Annotated in this window: 17 protein-coding genes; 7 read left to right on the forward strand and 10 right to left on the reverse strand. The window is 62.4% G+C overall.

Annotated features, from left to right (window positions below; all coding sequences use genetic code 11):
* Positions 1–34 precede the first annotated feature (34 nt).
* A complete protein-coding gene (locus tag N2599_RS02470; RefSeq protein WP_027507751.1) occupies positions 35–1,030 on the reverse strand; it encodes a transporter in 996 nt (331 codons plus the stop codon).
* Positions 1,031–1,230: 200 nt separating this feature from the next.
* Between N2599_RS02470 and N2599_RS02475 the strand changes: the two genes are divergently transcribed.
* From N2599_RS02475 to mcpU, 3 genes are all read left to right on the forward strand, one after another.
* Complete coding sequence (locus tag N2599_RS02475) at positions 1,231–3,009, forward strand: acyl-CoA dehydrogenase family protein (protein ID WP_027507750.1); 1,779 nt, start codon at positions 1,231–1,233, stop codon at positions 3,007–3,009.
* 8 nt (positions 3,010–3,017) lie between these two features.
* The gene (locus N2599_RS02480) at positions 3,018–3,770 is read left to right on the forward strand and encodes a crotonase/enoyl-CoA hydratase family protein (protein ID WP_027507749.1); all 753 of its coding nucleotides are present in this window, start codon (positions 3,018–3,020) and stop codon (positions 3,768–3,770) included.
* 205 nt (positions 3,771–3,975) lie between these two features.
* On the forward strand, positions 3,976–6,069 hold the full coding sequence (mcpU, locus tag N2599_RS02485; RefSeq protein ID WP_027507748.1) for a methyl-accepting chemotaxis protein McpU: 2,094 nt from the start codon (positions 3,976–3,978) through the stop codon (positions 6,067–6,069).
* An 87-nt stretch (positions 6,070–6,156) separates the two neighbouring features.
* Here mcpU and N2599_RS02490 read toward each other — a convergent pair whose 3' ends face one another.
* Positions 6,157–7,407 carry a class I SAM-dependent RNA methyltransferase gene (locus N2599_RS02490; RefSeq protein WP_027507747.1) on the reverse strand — a complete coding sequence of 417 codons (1,251 nt, stop codon included), beginning with the start codon at positions 7,405–7,407 and terminating at the stop codon, positions 6,157–6,159.
* Positions 7,404–8,150 (reverse strand): TlyA family RNA methyltransferase, encoded by a 747-nt coding sequence (locus tag N2599_RS02495; protein WP_027507746.1) that lies wholly within the window; start codon positions 8,148–8,150, stop codon positions 7,404–7,406. Before N2599_RS02495 ends, N2599_RS02490 begins: the two co-directional genes overlap by 4 nt.
* Before the next feature lie 303 nt (positions 8,151–8,453).
* On the opposite strand from N2599_RS02495, the gene N2599_RS02500 reads away from it, so the two are divergent.
* A complete protein-coding gene (locus tag N2599_RS02500; RefSeq protein WP_037140761.1) occupies positions 8,454–10,379 on the forward strand; it encodes a methyl-accepting chemotaxis protein in 1,926 nt (641 codons plus the stop codon).
* Between the two features lie 99 nt (positions 10,380–10,478).
* Here the strand turns inward: N2599_RS02500 and dxs are convergent, their stop codons facing one another.
* Together dxs and N2599_RS02510 are read right to left on the reverse strand one after the other, a co-directional pair.
* A complete protein-coding gene (gene dxs, locus N2599_RS02505) occupies positions 10,479–12,395 on the reverse strand; it encodes a 1-deoxy-D-xylulose-5-phosphate synthase (RefSeq protein ID WP_027507744.1) in 1,917 nt (638 codons plus the stop codon).
* Between the two features lie 102 nt (positions 12,396–12,497).
* Positions 12,498–13,421 carry a pirin family protein gene (locus N2599_RS02510; protein ID WP_027507743.1) on the reverse strand — a complete coding sequence of 308 codons (924 nt, stop codon included), beginning with the start codon at positions 13,419–13,421 and terminating at the stop codon, positions 12,498–12,500.
* A gap of 77 nt (positions 13,422–13,498) precedes the next feature.
* Between N2599_RS02510 and N2599_RS02515 the strand changes: the two genes are divergently transcribed.
* Both N2599_RS02515 and N2599_RS02520 read left to right on the forward strand, forming a co-directional pair.
* Complete coding sequence (locus N2599_RS02515) at positions 13,499–13,825, forward strand: toxin-antitoxin system TumE family protein (RefSeq protein WP_244915054.1); 327 nt, start codon at positions 13,499–13,501, stop codon at positions 13,823–13,825.
* Positions 13,822–14,172: an HVO_A0114 family putative DNA-binding protein gene (locus N2599_RS02520; protein ID WP_027507741.1), complete on the forward strand. Its 351-nt coding sequence runs from the start codon at positions 13,822–13,824 to the stop codon at positions 14,170–14,172. The genes N2599_RS02515 and N2599_RS02520 overlap by 4 nt, the downstream gene beginning before the upstream one ends.
* Positions 14,173–14,175: 3 nt before the next feature.
* Here N2599_RS02520 and N2599_RS02525 read toward each other — a convergent pair whose 3' ends face one another.
* Positions 14,176–14,427, reverse strand: a complete 252-nt coding sequence (locus tag N2599_RS02525; protein WP_027507740.1) for an exodeoxyribonuclease VII small subunit — start codon at positions 14,425–14,427, stop codon at positions 14,176–14,178.
* A gap of 2 nt (positions 14,428–14,429) precedes the next feature.
* The gene (locus N2599_RS02530; RefSeq protein ID WP_027507739.1) at positions 14,430–15,365 is read right to left on the reverse strand and encodes a histone deacetylase family protein; all 936 of its coding nucleotides are present in this window, start codon (positions 15,363–15,365) and stop codon (positions 14,430–14,432) included.
* A gap of 227 nt (positions 15,366–15,592) precedes the next feature.
* On the opposite strand from N2599_RS02530, the gene N2599_RS02535 reads away from it, so the two are divergent.
* Positions 15,593–15,934 (forward strand): hotdog domain-containing protein, encoded by a 342-nt coding sequence (locus N2599_RS02535; RefSeq protein ID WP_375714114.1) that lies wholly within the window; start codon positions 15,593–15,595, stop codon positions 15,932–15,934.
* 9 nt (positions 15,935–15,943) lie between these two features.
* On the opposite strand, the gene N2599_RS02540 is transcribed toward N2599_RS02535, so the two are convergent.
* Genes N2599_RS02540 through N2599_RS02550 form a run of 3 tightly spaced genes read right to left on the reverse strand, consistent with a single transcriptional unit; the run spans position 15,944 to position 17,814 of the window.
* Entirely contained in the window at positions 15,944–16,507 is a 564-nt protein-coding gene (locus tag N2599_RS02540) for a biotin transporter BioY (protein ID WP_027507737.1), read from the reverse strand.
* A gap of 24 nt (positions 16,508–16,531) precedes the next feature.
* Positions 16,532–17,140 carry an energy-coupling factor transporter transmembrane component T family protein gene (locus N2599_RS02545; RefSeq protein WP_027507736.1) on the reverse strand — a complete coding sequence of 203 codons (609 nt, stop codon included), beginning with the start codon at positions 17,138–17,140 and terminating at the stop codon, positions 16,532–16,534.
* Positions 17,140–17,814 (reverse strand): energy-coupling factor ABC transporter ATP-binding protein, encoded by a 675-nt coding sequence (locus N2599_RS02550; protein WP_027507735.1) that lies wholly within the window; start codon positions 17,812–17,814, stop codon positions 17,140–17,142. Before N2599_RS02550 ends, N2599_RS02545 begins: the two co-directional genes overlap by 1 nt.
* Between the last annotated feature and the right edge of the window lie 37 nt (positions 17,815–17,851).

Below are 17,851 nucleotides of genomic sequence, written 5' to 3' on the forward strand. Positions count from 1 at the left end.
GATCAGTCCGGCAGCGATGCCGGGCTTTTTCGTTTCAAAGAATATTGACACGCTTAAGGAGCCACCAGGCGAGCAGTACCGAAGCGACGATCAACGCGCCCGCATATGCCGTACCGCTGGCCCCTTCGGCGAAGGGGAGATTGGTGGTATTCATGCCGAAGAAGCCGGTCACCAGCGTTGGCGGCAGCAGGAAGGCGGTCATCAGCGACAGGATATAGAGGTGGCGATTGGTCTCGGAGGACTGCTTCGAGTCGATTTCCTCGTGCAGCAAGCGCGCGCGCTCCTGCAGCGCATAGATATCGTGGTCGACCGCCTCCAGCCTGCTCGTCAGCCTGCCGGCGATGTCCTCGAAGCCGAAGGGCATCTCGTCCTCGTCGGAGGCCGAGGCGCGCCGCATGAGCGTCAGCACGTTCCTGAGGTGCCGATGAAGCCGCACGATCGTGCGCCGTGCCGGCGCCAGCCGCCGTCGTTCGTCGCGAGAAACGTTGTCATAGACGAAGTCTTCGATGAGGTTCAGCTCTTCGGTGAGTTCCATCACGACGGCAATCAGCGTACGCTGGAACTCGATCACCAGTAGCTCGAAAAGGTCGACCGGCCGGGAGAATTTTGCCGAGTTCTTTTCGATCATCGCGCGTGCCCGCTCGAGGCTGCGTAGCGGCTGTAGCCGCGTGGTGATAATGAAGCGATCGGAGATCGCGAAATGCAGCCAGCCGAGATCGGCGGTGTCTTGGTCGAATTCGCGCTGGCAATCGATCAGCGTGCCGAAGAGCATCTGTTCGTCGACGGTGATCGCGGCATGTGTATCCCGCGTCGTCAGAGCCGCCTTGGCATCCTCGGAAAGGCCGTCCAGCGTATCGAGCAAGGCGGGAACTCGCGCATCGGCGAGGTTGAGATGCAGCCAGTAAAACCCTTCGCCGGACAGCAGCTCGGCCGGAAAGGCGCTGTTCTGCAGGCGTACCGCCTTGCCGCTTCCTGCCGGGAAGCTGTAGGCCCAAACGAGGCCTGGTATATTGGCGGGCAATGTGTCCATCGGTCGCGATCCTTTCGATGCGATCAGTCTTCGTAGAGATTCTCCATGACGGTTGTTTGTGCAAGTGCGAAGGTCCGTAAACGGCAAAATATCGCCAAATGCAGAAACACGGATTCCAAATTGACGTTTACGTAAAAATCAATTAGCTCTTCCACCGGAGGCGCGGAACCATGGTTCCGTTTGAGATGCGAGGAGATGATATGTACAAGGCGCCCGTCGAGGACATCGCGTTCACCCTGAAACGTGTCGCAGGACTGAGCGACGCGATCGATAAGGGCCTGTTTGGCGATCTCGGCGAAGATCTCGTCGATGCGATCCTGAGCGAGGCCGGCCGTTTCGCAACGGAAGAGGTTGCTCCGCTGGCGGAGATCGGCGACAGCCAGGGGGCTCGTCTCGTCGATGGCAACGTGAAGACCCCGGACGGCTGGGCAAAGCTCTATCAGGACTGGATCGCCGGCGGCTGGAACGGTCTTTCGGCCCCCGAGGAATATGGCGGCCAGGGCCTGCCCAACATGCTGAACGTTGCCGCGCTTGAGATGTGGAATTCCGGTGCGACCGCCTTCGCGCTCTGCCCGACGCTGACCATGGGAGCGATCGAGGCGCTGAGCGCTCACGGCAGTGAGGAGCTTCGGAGCAAATATCTGCCGAAGCTCGTCTCCGGCGAGTGGACCGCAACGATGAACCTCACCGAGCCGCATGCGGGTTCCGACGTCGGCGGCCTGAAGAGCCGCGCTGAGCGGCGCGTCGACGGCACCTACCGCCTGTTCGGCCAGAAGATATTCATCACCTGGGGCGAGCACGACGCGACCGACAACATTATCCACCTCGTTCTTGCCCGCTTGCCGGATGCACCGGCCGGCACGCGCGGCATTTCACTGTTCCTTGTGCCGAAATTCCTCGTCAACAGTGATGGTTTGCCCGGACGCCGCAACGATCTCTTCTGCCATTCACTGGAACACAAGATGGGCATCCACGGCTCGCCCACCTGCACGATGATCTACGGTGACGGCAGGTTCGGCGAGGAGAAAGGTGCGGTCGGCTGGCTCGTCGGCGAAGAGAACAAGGGCCTCAACTGCATGTTCACGATGATGAACAATGCCCGCCTGACGGTCGGCATGCAGGGTGTCGCGATCGCCGAAGCCGCAACGCAGAAGGCGCTCGCCTATGCCAAGGAGCGCACGCAGGGCAGGGCACCTGGCTGGACCGGCAGCGGCATGAGCCCGATCATCGAGCATCCGGACGTCGCCCGCATGCTGTTAACGATGAAGGCGCTGACGCAGGGCTCACGCGCCATTTCCTACGTCTGCGCCCACGCGATCGACATGTCGCATCGCGCGAGTGGAGACAAGCAGCACTGGCAGGAGCGCGCTGCGCTTCTGACGCCGATCGCCAAATCCTTCTCGACCGATGCCGGCGTAGATGTCTCCTCGCTCGGCATCCAGGTTCATGGTGGCATGGGCTTCATTGAGGAAACAGGCGCCGCCCGCTTCCTGCGTGACGCCCGCATCGCGCCGATTTACGAGGGCACCAACGGCATCCAGGCGATCGACCTCGTCACCCGCAAGCTGCCGCTTTCGAATGGCGGCCAAGTCAAGGGTTTCATCGCCGAGCTTCGCGATACCGCCGATCAGGTGCGCCGTTCCAACCTCGATAGCTTCGGCGAAACAGCGTCGCGGCTTGATGCGGCCATCGCCGATCTGGAACAGGCAACTGGCTGGCTGCTGAAGGCGCAGGCGGACGGCAAACTGGCAGAAGCCCTTTCCGGCGCGACACCCTACCAGCGCCTCTTCGGCCTTGTCCTGACCGGCTGCTATCTCGCCAAGGGCGGGCTTGCCGGGGTGTCTGACGGCGCGGGCGAAAGCCGCATTGCCCTTTGCCGCTTCGCCGCAGAAAATCTACTGCCGGAAACCGCGGCGTTGAGGGATAGCGTCGTCAACGGCGCAGCAAGCCTCGCCGCTGCCCGCATTGCTCTTGCCTGAGGATCATCATGTCCGATCACATCGTCGTCGAACAATCCGCCGACCATCCCGGCGTCCAGATCATTCGCTTCAACCGTCCGGAAAAGAAAAACGCGATCACCCGCGCCATGTATGTGCGGATGACGGAAGCGCTGAAGGCCGCGAACGAGGACAGTGCCGTCCGCGCGACGGTCTTCCTCGGCACAGAAGGCGCCTTTTCGGCGGGCAACGATATTGCTGATTTCCTTGCGGCCGCGATGGGCGGCAGCCTCGGCCATGAGCTTCTCGATTTCCTTTATGCGCTCGTCAATGCCGAAAAGCCGCTGATCTCCGGCGTCGATGGGTTGGCGATTGGCATCGGCACGACGATGCACATGCATTGCGATCTGACGATCGCCTCCGACCGCAGCCAGTTCCGCACGCCCTTCGTTGATCTGGCGCTTGTGCCCGAAGCCGCCTCCAGTCTGCTTGCACCGCGTATCATGGGTCATCAGCGCGCTTTCGCGCTTCTCGCTGCCGGCGAAGCCTTCTCGGCGGGGGAGGCTAAGGACGCTGGATTGCTCTGGAAAGTCTGTGCCGCGCCTGACGTTGAATCTCTCACACTTGCAGCTGCCGCAAAACTCGCTGCCAAGCCGCCGGAGGCCTTGAAGATCGCCCGCAATCTCATCCGCGGCGATCGTGGGGAAATCATCGAGCGCATCGATGATGAGGCCCGGCATTTTGCCGCACAGTTGAAGAGCGCGGAAGCCCGTGCTGCCTTCGAGGCCTTCATGCGCCGGTGATGCCGAAGCAAGGATATCTGCTCAATTTTAAGCCTGTTTTAAGCAACCCCTAATAATCAGGGGGTGACGAGTTGATTCCATTCGGTCGTCCGGGCGCATGAGGCGCTTTGCGCAGCCTGTCTCCATGAGCCCTCTGCCCGTTCAGCGCTCCCGCCCGCATGCCTGCGCGCCGGCGGGACGGCAGTCGATCCGAAAGGAACCTATCTTGAAAAAGAAAACGAATTTGATGACGCGCATCCTTGTCGCCGCGTCCGCCGTCGTTCTCGCGGCCTTTGCCGCCTTTTCCTATTACATCAATTCGGTCCAGCGCAGTGTCACGACGGCCTCGATCGAAGCGAATATCCAGTCTTCCGGCGAGCAGGCCGCACGCAGCCTTGCCAACTGGATGAACGGCCGCGTCACGCTGACTGCCATGGTCGCAAACGCCTCCGCCAAGGCTGCCGACCGCGCCGGTGTCGTCAGCGTATTGCAGAATGACGTCCTGACGAAGCAGTTCGTCAGCACCTACCTGGGCGATGAGCAGGGCGTGTTCACCTCCTGGCCGGACCTGCCGCTCCCGGCGGACTACGATCCGCGCAAGCGCCCGTGGTATCAGGACGCGGTCAAAGCCGGCGCGCCTGTGCTGACCGAGCCCTATACCGACGCCTCGAGCGGTGATCTCATCATCAGCGCCGCCGTTCCGGTCAAGCGCGACGGCAAGCTGGCCGGCGTCGTTGGCAGCGATTTCTCGCTCGATACCATGGTGAAGATGATCAAGGAGATCGATCTCGGCGGCCAAGGCATGGCTTTCCTGGTCAACAAGAGCGGCCAGATTCTCATCCATCCGGATGCCAAGCTCGTTACCAAGACGCTTGCCGATACCTTCCCGAATGCAACGCCGTCGATCGGTTCCGGCCTGATCGAGAGCGAATTCGACGGCAAGCCGGTTCTCATCAGCTTCCTGCCGGTCGATGGCCTGCCGACAGTTCAGTGGCATCTCGGCTTCGTCGTCGAGAGCGACAAGGCCTTCGCGTCTCTGGACGAGTTCCGCATCGCCGCGACCATCGCCACGCTTCTTGCCGTTGGTCTGATGATCGCCGCCATGGCATGGCTGCTGCACGGCCTCGTGATCCGTCCGGTCACCGCTATGACGGCTGCGATGCAGAAGCTGGCCGCTGGCGATCTCTCCGCCACCATTCCCGGCGAGGAGCGCCGTGACCAGATAGGCTCGATGGCCGAAGCGGTTGCCGTTTTCAAGAACAATGCGATCGATCGCGAGCGTCTGGAAGGCGAGGCCGAGACCGGCCGTGCGCTGACTGAGCGCGAGCGTCAGGACCGGGAAGCGCAGAAAGCGCGCGAGGCAACGGAAATCCGCACCGTCGTCGATGCGCTGGCTGGAGCTCTCGGTGCGCTGTCGGAGGGCAATCTCGCCCACCGTATCGAAACGCCGTTCGCCGCACATCTCGACCGTCTCCGCAGCGACTACAACACGGCCGTCGGCAAGCTGCACGCAGCGCTGCAGACGGTCGGCCACAACGCACATGCGATCGACGCCGGTGCCTCGGAAATCCGCACGGCCGCCGATGGCCTTGCCCGCCGCACCGAGCAGCAGGCCGCTTCGGTAGAAGAGACCGCTGCGGCTCTCGAGGAGATCACGACGACCGTCAAGGACACGGCCCGCCGCGCCGAGGAAGCCGGCAATCTCGTCAACCGCACGCGCGCCGGCGCCGAAGAATCCGGCGAGATCGTCCGCAAGGCAGTCGTCGCGATGAACGGGATCGCGCAGTCATCCGAGCAGATTTCCAGCATCATCAGCGTCATCGACGACATCGCCTTCCAGACCAACCTTCTGGCACTCAATGCCGGTGTCGAGGCCGCGCGTGCCGGCGAGGCAGGCAAGGGCTTTGCCGTCGTCGCGCAGGAAGTCCGCGAACTGGCGCAGCGTTCCGCCAAGGCGGCAAAGGAGATCGAGAGCCTGATCACCGCCTCGAATTCCCAGGTTCGCTCCGGCGTAACGCTGGTCGGCGATACCGGCAAGGCGCTGGAGGCGATCGTTCTGCAGGTGCAGGAAATCAGCCGTCATGTCGGCGCAATCGTCACCGCCACTCGCGAACAATCGACCGGCCTTCACGAGATCAATACAGCCGTCAACACGATGGATCAGGGCACGCAGCAGAACGCCGCAATGGTCGAAGAGCAGACGGCAGCAAGCCACGGGCTCGCAACGGAGGCCGCAAAACTGATGCAGGTTCTGGCGCAGTTCAACCTGCAGTCCGGGGGACGCGCAACGACGGCTTTGGCCAGCCGCCGCGCTGCTTGATCCTGACGCTTCAAACCAGAAGGTGCCCGCGCTCGCCGCGGGCATTTTTGTTTGCGCGCTCGATCGCAATGGCGGAGCGGCCAGCGTCTATTTTTCCAGCGTCGCCACCACCTCGACATGCGAGGTCCAGAGAAACTGGTCGATCGGCGTGACGCCGGTGATCCGGTACCCGCCCTCGATGAGTATGGCGAGATCGCGCGCCAGTGTCACCGGATTGCAGCTGACGGCGGCAATCTTCTTCGCTGCGGAGCGAGCGAGCTCCTGGCACTGCAGTTCCGCTCCGGCCCGCGGCGGATCGAAGACCACCGCGTCATAGACTTTCAGCTCGGACGTCATCAGCGGGCGGCGGAAGAGATCGCGCTTCTCGACGCTGACCGGCTTCAGGCCTTGCGTCCTGCGCGCTGCCTGGTCGAGTGCGGAAAGGGCTTTCTCGTCGCCTTCAACGGCATGCACGCGTCCGATCCGGGCAAGCCGAAGGGAAAAGGTGCCGGCGCCTGCAAAGAGGTCGGCGATGCGCTTTGCCTTGCCCACATGGGCAAGTACCAGATCGGCCATCGCCTCTTCGGCTTGCTTCGTCGCCTGCGTGAAGCCGCCAGCCGGCGGCGAGACCTGCACGCCACCGAAATCGACGGTCGGCTTGGACGGCTCGACCAGGATTTCGCCGTTCACCGAAACGCGCGCGATGCCGCGAAGGCCAAGCACGGTTTCGATCGCTTTGCGCCGCTGCGGGTCCGGCAGCTTCTGGATCCCGTCGACGGCGAGATCGAGCCCGGACAGTGTCTCAAGAACTGAAATGCGGAAGGCTTCGGCGCTGGTCGCAAGTGTCGCGCCAATCGCCTTGATCGCCGGCAACCGCGCGAGGATCGCTGCCGACGAGATGGGACATTCCTCGATCGCAACGATGTGGTGGCTTTCGGCTTGGTTGAAACCGATCAACATATCCTTCTCGGTCTTGCGTGCCGCAAAGACGACGCGCCGCCGCTCGCCGGGATGCGCCGCGACGAGCTCGCCTACCTCGGCCGATATGCCTTTCGATTTCAGCGCATCGAGCACCAGTTGCCGCTTGAAGGCCCGGTAGGACTGATCGACCATATGTTGCAGCGTGCAGCCGCCGCAGGTCCCGTTGACACCGTCCGGGCCAAAATGGCGGCAGGGCGGCTCCTGCCGGTCGGGCGAAGGCTTGGCGATCGACATGATCGTGCCATGGTTCTTGACGCGCGCGATCGCCACGCTTTCGCCAGGCAGCGAGAAAGGCACGTAGATCGGGCCGTCCGCGCCGTCGGCAATCCCGTCGCCCTGGGCGCCGAGCTTTAGGATCGTGATTGTTTCGGTGCTCACGGCTTCGTTCCTGCGAGTAGAAATTCCTGGTTGCCGTCGCCGCCAGCGATCGGCGAGGCGATGAGCCCGAGACTCTTCCAGCCCATGTCTTTGGCGAACCAGCGCCCGAGCTCGTCGGCAACCGCACGCGCGGAGGAGGGGTCCTTCAACAGGCCGCCCTTGCCGATCGCTTCGCGCCCGGCCTCGAATTGTGGCTTTACCAGCAGCGCAGCAACCGCGCCGGGCTCGGCGATTTGCAACGCAGGCGCCACCGCCAGCTTAAGCGAAATGAACGAAACGTCCGAGACGACGAAGGTGATCGGCCGGCCAATTTCCTCTGCCTTTAGGTTTCGGGCGTTCAGCCCCTCGATATTCCTGACCCGCGGGTCGCTTGCGATGCGCGGGTGCATCTGCCCGTGACCGACGTCGATGGCGGTCACATGCGCTGCACCGCGCTCCAGCAGCACTTCCGTGAAGCCGCCCGTCGAAGCGCCGACGTCGAGACAGTGGTGGCCCGCCGGATCGAGATGGAAATGATCGAGCGCCGCAATGAGTTTGAGCGCGGCACGGGAGACATAATCCTGTGCAGGATCATCGATCTCGATTACGGCATCGCCGGCAAAGAGCGCGCCCGGCTTGGTGACGACAGCGCCGCTAACCTTCACGGTGCCGCGGCTTACGGCATCGCGTGCCCGTGAGCGGCTGGCAAAAAGGCCGAGGCTGACGAGAAGCTGGTCGAGGCGCTGGGTGTTCTGATTAGACATTGGCTGTGCATGACCGGCAAAGCCGCTGCTTGCAAGCCTTTTGTTGCCGTGGCCGTGCTGACCGCGCGGTCTGCCAACAGCCGCACATAACGGCACCCCAATTTTTATGCGGCGCGGATTAAACAAATTTAAAGCCCGCCCACGTAGCTTTGCCGCGATTGCAACGGTCCACCCGGCCGTTTCCTGCCATGATGGCATCATAACCTCCACCTGCAGATCATGTTCAGATTCATTCGCTGTGCCGCTGCGTCCCGCGCGGCCCGCTTCGCCGTTTTTGTCAGGAGTTGACCGGTGTTCGCCAACATGTCCTTGAAGGGAAAGCTTGCCGCAACATTTGCCGCGCTGATCCTCATCTTCGTTTCCGTCTCAGCCTATGTGTACAGCAAGGCAAGCGCCTCAGCCGCTGCCGCCGCCGAACAGGAGAAATCGCAGCTTCTCGTCGATCACATCGACGATGCGCTGCAGGCGATGCTGGAGCAGGCCGTCAACCTGCGCGGCTTCATCCTCTTCCGCAGCGATAGCACCTATGGCGATCTCTTCGCCAATCGCGAGCGGATGCTGAAGGCGATTGCCGCCGCCAAGCAGACGGCTGCAGGCGAGGTGGAATTGGTCGGAATGATCGACGGCATGCAGAAAGCCGCCGATCTCTATTTCCACGAACTTGCCGAACCGCAGGCCAAGGCCCGCAAGGAAACCGAGACGCCGATCGCTGACGTCGTCAAGATCGGTGTGAACGCCACCAAGGGACAGCTCGACGGTTTCCGTCAGGCCTCGGCCAAGATCAAGGCAGTCGCCCGAGAAAAGTCGGCGGCCTTTGCTGCATCCCAGCTCGACGCCAACGAGGATCTGACCTTTACCCTGATTGCGGGCGGCATCGCCGCATCGCTCGCCGCAGCCGTGCTGGCATGGCTTCTATCACGCACCATTGCACAGCCGATCGTCGGCATGACTGCGGCCATGGGCCGCTTGGCGGCTGGCCATAACGACATCGACGTGCCGGCGCTCGACCGCGGCGATGAAGTCGGCCTGATGGCAAAATCAGTGCTCGTCTTCAAGGAAGCCGCGATCGAAAAGCAGCGCCTTTCCGGCGAGACGGACCGCATGCGCGACGAGGCCGAACGCCAGCGCCAGCTCTCCGACCAGGAGAAGGCCCGCGAGGCGGCCGAAATTCGCATCGTGATCGAGGGCCTCGCAAGCGGTCTTTCGAACCTTGCCAACGGCGATGTCGCAAGCCGCATTGCAGCGCCGTTCTCCGCTCAGTTCGACAGCCTGCGAAACGACTTCAACCATGCGGCCGAGAAGCTTCAGTCGGCGCTGCAAGCGGTCGGCCGCAACGCTTCCGCGATCAATGCTGGCGCCGGTGAGATCCGCTCTGCCGCCGACGATCTCGCTCGCCGGACCGAGCAGCAGGCCGCTGCCGTCGAGGAAACTGCCGCGGCACTTGAGCAGGTTACGACGACCGTCCGCGACAGCGCCAAGCGCGCCGAAGATGTCGGCCATCTGGTCGAGCGTGCGCGTCTCGGCGCCGAGCGCTCCGGCGATGTCGTCCGCAAGGCCGTCACCGCCATGCAGCAGATCGAGAGATCGTCGAGCGAGATCAGCAACATCATCGGCGTCATCGACGACATCGCGTTCCAGACGAACCTGCTCGCGCTCAACGCAGGCGTCGAGGCCGCCCGCGCCGGCGATGCTGGCAAGGGCTTTGCCGTGGTCGCCCAGGAAGTGCGTGAACTGGCTCAGCGCTCCGCCAACGCGGCGAAGGAGATCAAGGCGCTGATCAATACCTCCGGCAATCACGTCAACACCGGCGTCTCGCTTGTCGATGAAACCGGCAAGGCGCTCGCCGAGATCGTGAGCGAGGTCCAGGAGATCAACCGCCACATCGGTGCGATCGTCACGGCAACGCGCGAACAGTCAATCGGCCTGCAGGAGATCAATACCGCCGTCAACAACATGGACCAGGGAACGCAGCAGAATGCCGCTATGGTTGAAGAGCAGACGGCAGCAAGCCACTCGCTCGCCCAAGAAGCCCACGCGCTGGACGCCCTGCTGCAACAGTTCAAGCTCGGCCAGACAGCACCTGCGGCCACGCCCCGTACAGTTGCCGCACAATCCGGCGCCCGCCCTGTCGCATCGCCTGCTCGCGCGCTGACCAGCAAGCTCGCCAGCGCCTTCGGCGGCAAGGCGGCAACCGCCGCGGCCGTCCAGGACGATTGGACGGAATTCTGATTGGCTTCCCGTCTCCAGGCGGGAGAAAGTAGCTAAAGGGTCGGATGAGGGCAGTGCGGTGTATGCTGCACTGCCCTTTGCCTTTCTTAGCGCTTGCCGTCAGCCCGCAACGCCCACGGCGGCGCCGTGGCCGAGCGTGCGGAAGACGGTCGATACGATGCCAGCGCGGTCGAGGCCGGCATGGGCGTTCATCACCTCGGGTTTTGCCTGCTCCATCCACATGTCGGGCATGGTGAGCGAGCGGACCTTCAGGCCGCTTTCGAGCAGCCCTTCGGTCGCGAGGAAATGCAGCACATGACTGCCGAAGCCGCCGATGGCGCCTTCTTCGACGGTGATCAGCATTTCGTGGTGGCGGGCGAGCTGGCGGATCAGGTCATGATCCAGAGGCTTGGCGAAGCGCGAATCGGCAACCGTGGTCGAAAGGCCGGCGGCTTCAAGGTCTTCCGCGGCAAGCAGGCAATCGGCAAGCCGCGAGCCGAAGGAGAGCAGCGCAACCTTGGTGCCCTCCCTGACGATGCGGCCCTTGCCGATCTGCAGGATTTCGCCGCGCGCGGGCATCTCGACCCCCACGCCTTCGCCGCGCGGGTAGCGGAAGGAAATCGGGCCTTCGTCATAAGCCGCTGCCGTGCGCACCATATGCTTCAGCTCCGCCTCGTCGGCCGCAGCCATGACGACGAAACCGGGAAGTGTCGCAAGGAAAGTCGTGTCGAACGATCCCGCATGCGTCGGGCCGTCGGCGCCGACGAAGCCGGCGCGGTCGATCGGGAAACGGACCGGCAGGCCCTGGATTGCGACATCATGGACGACCTGGTCGTAGGCGCGCTGCAGAAAGGTAGAGTAAATCGCCGCAAAGGGTTTGTACCCCTCGGTGGCAAGGCCGGCGGCGAAGGTGACGGCATGCTGCTCGGCAATGCCGACGTCGAAACAGCGGGCAGGGAAGACCTCGGCGAGCTTGTCCAGGCCCGTGCCGTTCGGCATGGCCGCCGTGATGCCGACGATCTTTTCGTCGAGCGTCGCCTCCTGCACCAGCGCTTCGGCGAAGACGCTCGTATAGCTCGGCGCATTCGGTTTCACCTTGGCCTGCGCCCCGGTGATGACGTCGAACTTGTTGACCCCGTGATACTTGTCGGCTGCTGCTTCGGCGGGCGGATAACCCTTGCCCTTCTGCGTGACGACGTGGATCAGGACCGGACCTTCGGCGTTGTCGCGCACATTGCGCAGCACGGGCAGCAGATGCTCGAAGGAATGGCCGTCGATCGGGCCGATATGGTAAAAGCCCATTTCCTCGAACATCGTCCCGCCGGTCACATAACCGCGCGCATGTTCGACGGCGCGGGTGAGCGCCCGGTCGACCTTCTCGCCGAGATAGGCAGTCAGCTTCTTGCCGAAATCGCGGAAGCCCATATACGTCCGCCCCGAGGCGAGGCGGGCGAGATAGGCGCTCATTGCCCCCGTCGGCGGGGCGATCGACATGTCGTTGTCGTTGAGGATGACGATCAGCCGCGCATCGAGTGCGCCGGCATTGTTCAGCGCTTCGTAAGCCATGCCGGCCGACATGGCGCCGTCGCCGATGACGGCAATCACGCGCCGGTCGGTGTTGCTGAGTTCTGCGGCAACCGCCATGCCGAGGCCGGCGGAGATCGAGGTCGAGGAGTGCGCCGCCCCGAAGGGATCGTATTCGCTCTCCGCGCGCCGTGTGAAGCCCGAGAGGCCGCCTTCCTGGCGCAGTGTGCGGATGCGCTCGCGACGGCCCGTGAGGATCTTGTGCGGATAACATTGGTGGCCGACGTCGAAGATCAGCCGGTCCTCGGGCGTATCGAAGACGCTGTGGATGGCGATTGTCAGCTCGACGACGCCCAAGCCTGCGCCAAGATGGCCACCCGTGCGCGAGACCGCATCGATCATCTCATCCCGGACTTCGCGCGCAAGCTGCGGCAGGTCGCGATCCTCGAGCTTGCGCAGGTCGGCGGGATATTTGACCTGGTCGAGCAGCGGGGTTTTCGGCTGATGTGTCACGGGCGGGAGCTCTTTCTTATGGTTCTTGGCTTTGCTTATTCGACTAGATTGCGGCAAAACAAGTGCATTTCAAGAACCGCAACCCCATAATTCTAAAGGAGTTCATTCTTCAGGCAAAGGCACGAATTCCTCTTCGTCCCCCGGAACGATATCGAAGCGGCCGGTGCGCCATTCCTCTTTCGCCTTCTCGATCCGCTCCTTGGAGGAGGAAACGAAATTCCACCAGATGTAGCGCCTGGAGTTGAGGGCCGCACCCCCGAAAAGCATCAGATGACAGCCCGCAGGGCCTGCTTCGAGCGTGATCGCGTCGCCTGGCCGGAAGACGAGCAGCTGGTCTGCGGCAAAACGGTCGCCGGCAATGACGACCTCGCCCGAAAGCACATAGACCGCGCGCTCTTCATGAGCCGCGCCGAAGGGGAACCTCGCACCCGGTTCAATATCGAGGTCGGCATAGAGCGTGTCCGAAAACACCTTGACCGGCGACGTCATGCCTTCGAAGGAGCCGATGACGACGCGCCCTCTCACGCCACGTTCATCGATCAGCGGCATCTCGCTTTTCTCAGAATGGACAAAAGAAGGGTCGATTTCCTCCTTGTCGTCCGGCAGTGCCAGCCAGGTCTGCAGCCCCGACATCAGCAGCGGGTGGCCACGCAGATTGTCGGGCGTGCGCTCCGAATGCACGATGCCGCGCCCGGCCGTCATCAGGTTGATGTCACCGGGGCGAATGATCTTTTCGGTGCCGAGGCTGTCCAGATGCCGGATTTCGCCATCGAAGAGATAAGTGACCGTCGAAAGACCGATATGCGGATGCGGCTTCACATCGAGCGCCTCGCCGGGCTTCAGGATCGCCGGACCCATCCGGTCGAAGAAGATGAACGGCCCGACCAGCCGCCGCTGCCGCGTCGGAAGCGCGCGCCGCACCTGAAAACCGCCGATGTCGCTGGTCCGCGGGATGATCAGATTCTCGATGGCGTCGCAGGCGAAGGCGTCACCAGGCAGTGGGTCTTTACCGGGGAAGAAGGACATGGCGGTTCTCCGAAGGGGACTGCAAGGGCGAAACTAGCGGCAATGACCATTCACGGATAGCAAAAACTTTATGTCGATTGACGACATATGGCGGACGATGTCATAATGTACCTATGAAGGCTGAGCGCGTCGTTTGCGAACGGATCGTTTTTGGCGACGGCGCGATCATCGATATCAAGGTGTGGCGTGTGCCGGCGCAAATGCCAGGCTCCAAGCACTTTTTGAAGTATTTGCTTTTCTACGGAAAGCCCGCGTTGCGTTTGATTTGCTATGACAATGAGCGGGGCAAGGGCGATCACCGGCACTACGATCAGCACGAAGAACGCTATGGATTTATCTCGATCGAGCAGATGCTCGCAGATTTCCGGAGCGACGTGGAAAAGCTGAGAGGAGAACGGATATGAGCAAGGATATAGAACTGCATATCGGCTCCTCCTTTGAGGATGTCGCAAGGCGCGTCACTGATGCCTGGCACAAGGCCGAGATGGGCGCACCTGTCACTGAGGATCATCTTGCCTTCGTCGGGTGGGAGGCTTTCTCGCGAACGATGACTGCAAAGCGGCTTGAACTTCTCCGCCATCTGCACCGCAATCCTCAGACGAGCATTTCCGCTTTGGCGAAAAGCCTGAAGCGCGATTATCGCCGCGTCCACGAAGATGTGGAAATCCTCTCGGAGGCAGGCCTTATCAAACGGGATCATGATGGTCTGCGAGCAGGCTACGACGAAATCAGGACTATAATCGCTCTCTAGGCCTCACGCCCCGTCCAGCGGTTCCGTGCCCTGCGGTTTTCCGGCGCGGTCGAGCCTGATCTTCTCGATGCGGTTCTCGGCGGCCGAAAGCAGCGTCTCGCAGTGCTTCTTCAGCGCTTCGCCGCGCTCGTAGATCTCGATGGATTCATCGAGCGCCACGTCGCCGCGCTCGAGGCGGGCCACGATGCTTTCGAGTTCGGCAACCGCTGCTTCGAAGGAAAGACCGGAAACCTCCGGTTTGGCGCTGTCAGTCATACTCAACCCTTCATCAATCGAAGCACATGCAGGCCCGCCGATTCGGCAAGCCCTTCCAGATCATAGCCACCTTCCAGCAGGCTGACGACCCGGTTGGAGGCGCTTTTGTCGGCTATCTCCAGCAATCTTCCGGTCGCCCAGTCGAAATCCTCGCCGACGAGATTGATCTGCGCCAAGGGATCGCGGTGATGCGCGTCGAAACCGGCGGAGATAATGATGAGATCCGGCCGGAAATCGACAAGGGCCGGCAGCACGCGCGATTTGAATGCCTCACGGAAATGATCGCTGCCCACGTTCGGCGAAAGCGGTGCGTTGACGATAGTGCCGTGCTTGCCGCTTTCGTCCTTCGCTCCTGATCCCGGATAAAGCGGCATCTGATGCGTCGAGCAGAAGAGCACGGACGCGTCGTCCCAGAAGATGTCCTGCGTGCCGTTGCCATGGTGCACGTCCCAATCGACGATCGCCACACGCTCGGCGCCGTGGCGTTTCTGCGCATGCCGGGCGGCGATCGCCGCGTTGTTGAAGAAGCAGAAGCCCATCGCCGTCGTCTTTTCCGCATGGTGGCCGGGCGGGCGGGCGGCGACGAAGACGTTATCGGCCTTGCCTGTGAAGACGTCGTCCACAGCAGCCATGGCCGCACCGACGCCAGTCAGCGCCGCCTGTAGGCTCTTCGGGCTCGCATAGGTATCGGCCTCGATTTGGTTGATCTCGCCGTCCCCTTCGGGAATCTGGCGCATGACGGCGCGCAGATGCTCTTCCGGGTGGGCAAGCAGCACGGCGTCCTCGCTTGCCTGCGGCGCTTGCTTCCGATCCAACTGCTCGAAATTCGGATGGCCGAGTGCAACATTGATCGCCCGCATCCGGTCCGAGCGCTCGGGATGGCCTGCCGGCGTGACGTGCTCGAGAAAGATCGGGTGTTCGTAAAGGCGGGTGCTCATGCGGATACTCTTATCGCTTGCCCCAGTCATGTTCCACACCAGATGGCGCAAATAGCCGCAATTTCAACACGCACGCTGTCGTGAGCCCGTCATCTCCACCGTTTACTTCGGCTTGCATTGCGCTAGTCTTTCAGCCAGGGAGCAAGGGAGCAAGGACAGGGATGCTAACGGCAAAGTCAACCGGCTCAAATGGAGCGGAAATACGTGTCCCGTTTCGAGATGTGGACATGCACGGCGAGATGTTTATCTCGTCCTATATTTCCTATGCCGAGTCCGTACTTGCAAATTTCTGGCTGACTCGGCCGGAAGTGGAAGGCGAGCCCATTTATACTGCAAGCAAGATTTCGTGCATCCTACACCGGCCCTTGCATTACGACGAACTGGTGGAATTCACCACCGCGGTCGACAAGATCGGAGTCCGTTCCGTCGGCTTCCTGATTGCAGTCGAGGCGGAAGGTGAACGCGCCGCCGAGGTCGAAATCATCTGGCAGGCGCGCAACCGCGAAGACCTCTCGCCTGCCGCGCTCCCCGAAGTGACGCGCGACTGGCTCTACACTTTCGTTGATTAGCCCCTGATCCTAGGTACGAGCCGGCAGCAGCGGATAGCCCGCCATGACGGCGCGGCCGGCAAGCGCTGCGACGAATGCCTTGATCACGTCGCCGGGAATGAAGGCCATCGAGCCGACGAAAGCCTGCTGAAAGCCGATGCCGGCTGCAAACGCGAGATAGGCGATCCCGAAAGCATAGAGAACGACGATGCCGCCGATCGCAGATGCGAGGAAGAACCCGACCGTCTGCACCAGGCCGGACTGCTCCGCCTTCACGAGGCGCTCGGCGATATAGCCGGTGGCGAAGGCGGCAAAGAGCCAGCCGACGAGGAAGCCGGTCGTCGGTGCGGCAAAGGCCGCAAGGCCGCCGCGTCCGCCCGAAAGCACCGGAAGGCCGATTGCGACCAGAACCAGGACGATCAGCACAGCGATTGCGCCGCGGCGCGCACCGAGCACGACGCCTGCCATCATGACGCCGAGCGACTGCGCGGTGATCGGCACCGGGATGAAGCCGAGCGTGATTGGCGGCAGAATGCCGAGCGCCACGATGATTGCGGCAAAGAGGGCTGAGAGAACGAGGTCGCGGGTGCTCATCATGGGCTCCGTGTTTACAGAATATTAACTGACATGCCGCCGGACGCCGCGCGCGTCAATTGCCGTCGCGATATTATCCGCATCTCTGAGCGTGAGAATGATGAGCGGCGCAAGCACCGTGACCGGCCGCACCTTGATGCCGCGCGCCGCATGCGCCTCCTTGATCGCCTGGTAGCGGCTCAGAATTTCCGGCACGAAACGGACCACGAGACCGACCGCCAGGCCGACGTCGTTCGCCGCCACGAGGCCGGCTCGCTCCAGCGGACGGGCAAGCAGCGTGATCTCGTCGATGAACTCGCTGATCGTCGTCGTTGCCGTGACTGCCGCCGCAAAGAGCATCAGCGCCGTCAGCCGCAAAAGCGCCACGACCGCACCGTGCCATGGATTGAACAATAGGCTGAAGAGCGCCACGACGAGGATTGTCAGCAGCACGGGCTTCAGCCGCGCAATCGCTTGCCCGAAATACAGGCCAAGGCTGAAATAGACGGCGCCTGTCATCAGCACGCCGATCGAAAGCAGCGGAATGTTGCGGGTGGTGAAGAGAATGATGCCGAGAATCGCGAGAACAAGCAGCTTCGAGCGCGCCGGAAACCGGTGCATGAAGCTGTCTCCTTCGACATAAAGCGATTGCATCAGCAGGTAATCTCCCGGTAGCGCGCGATTGCCTCGGCCGCTGGCGCATCGGTCGCAAGCCTGCCCTCGTGGAAGAGCAGGACGCGGCCGAAATCCGCGACCAGTTCCAGATCATGGCTGATCACGATGGCGTTTTCGGGCAGGCCCTTGATGATCTTCTGTACCAGTGCGCGGTTCTTGAGGTCGAGTTGGTTCGTCGGCTCGTCGAGGATCAAGATATCCGGACCGGTCACCAGAACCGCGGAGAGGGCGGCGATCTGTAGCTCGCCGCCGGACAGCTCGTGTGCCCGGCGCGCTGCCAGATGGGCGGCATCGAAACGGCCGAGCGCAGCTTCGACCCTCGCTTCGATCTCGGCCTTCGAAAAGCCGCGGCCCTTCAATCCGAAGGCGATGTCGTCGCGCACGATCGGCAGGATGATCTGGTTCTGCGGCTGCTGGAAAATGAAGCCGACATCAGGAAGGGCGGAATGGGAGGTGGCCGTGTCCCGGCCATTGACGATCACCCGTCCTATCGTTGGCTTCGTTAGCCCGTTGATCAGCCGCGCGAAGGTCGTCTTTCCCGAGCCGTTGAGGCCAATCACACCGATGCGGTTTTCAGTGAGGGTGAGGGTGAGTGGTGAGAGCGCCTCCCGCGTCCCATATCTGACTGCAGCTCCTTCAAAGCGGATGTCCAAATCATTCCCCTGTCACAATCCGATGCTGGTTCTATAA

It is taken from the genome of Rhizobium sullae (assembly GCF_025200715.1).
GTDB lineage: Bacteria > Pseudomonadota > Alphaproteobacteria > Rhizobiales > Rhizobiaceae > Rhizobium > Rhizobium sullae.

Bases quoted from the DNA above. Each gene is read 5' to 3' on its own strand.
- N2599_RS02470 (WP_027507751.1), bottom strand. From the start codon at position 1,030: ATGGACACATTGCCCGCCAATATACCAGGCCTCGTTTGGGCCTACAGC.
- N2599_RS02475 (WP_027507750.1), top strand. From the start codon at position 1,231: ATGTACAAGGCGCCCGTCGAGGACATCGCGTTCACCCTGAAACGTGTC.
- N2599_RS02480 (WP_027507749.1), top strand. From the start codon at position 3,018: ATGTCCGATCACATCGTCGTCGAACAATCCGCCGACCATCCCGGCGTC.
- N2599_RS02495 (WP_027507746.1), bottom strand. From the start codon at position 8,150: ATGTCTAATCAGAACACCCAGCGCCTCGACCAGCTTCTCGTCAGCCTC.
- N2599_RS02500 (WP_037140761.1), top strand. From the start codon at position 8,454: ATGTCCTTGAAGGGAAAGCTTGCCGCAACATTTGCCGCGCTGATCCTC.
- N2599_RS02510 (WP_027507743.1), bottom strand. From the start codon at position 13,421: ATGTCCTTCTTCCCCGGTAAAGACCCACTGCCTGGTGACGCCTTCGCC.
- N2599_RS02520 (WP_027507741.1), top strand. From the start codon at position 13,822: ATGAGCAAGGATATAGAACTGCATATCGGCTCCTCCTTTGAGGATGTC.
- N2599_RS02525 (WP_027507740.1), bottom strand. From the start codon at position 14,427: ATGACTGACAGCGCCAAACCGGAGGTTTCCGGTCTTTCCTTCGAAGCA.
- N2599_RS02530 (WP_027507739.1), bottom strand. From the start codon at position 15,365: ATGAGCACCCGCCTTTACGAACACCCGATCTTTCTCGAGCACGTCACG.
- N2599_RS02535 (WP_375714114.1), top strand. From the start codon at position 15,593: ATGCACGGCGAGATGTTTATCTCGTCCTATATTTCCTATGCCGAGTCC.
- N2599_RS02540 (WP_027507737.1), bottom strand. From the start codon at position 16,507: ATGAGCACCCGCGACCTCGTTCTCTCAGCCCTCTTTGCCGCAATCATC.
- N2599_RS02545 (WP_027507736.1), bottom strand. From the start codon at position 17,140: ATGCAATCGCTTTATGTCGAAGGAGACAGCTTCATGCACCGGTTTCCG.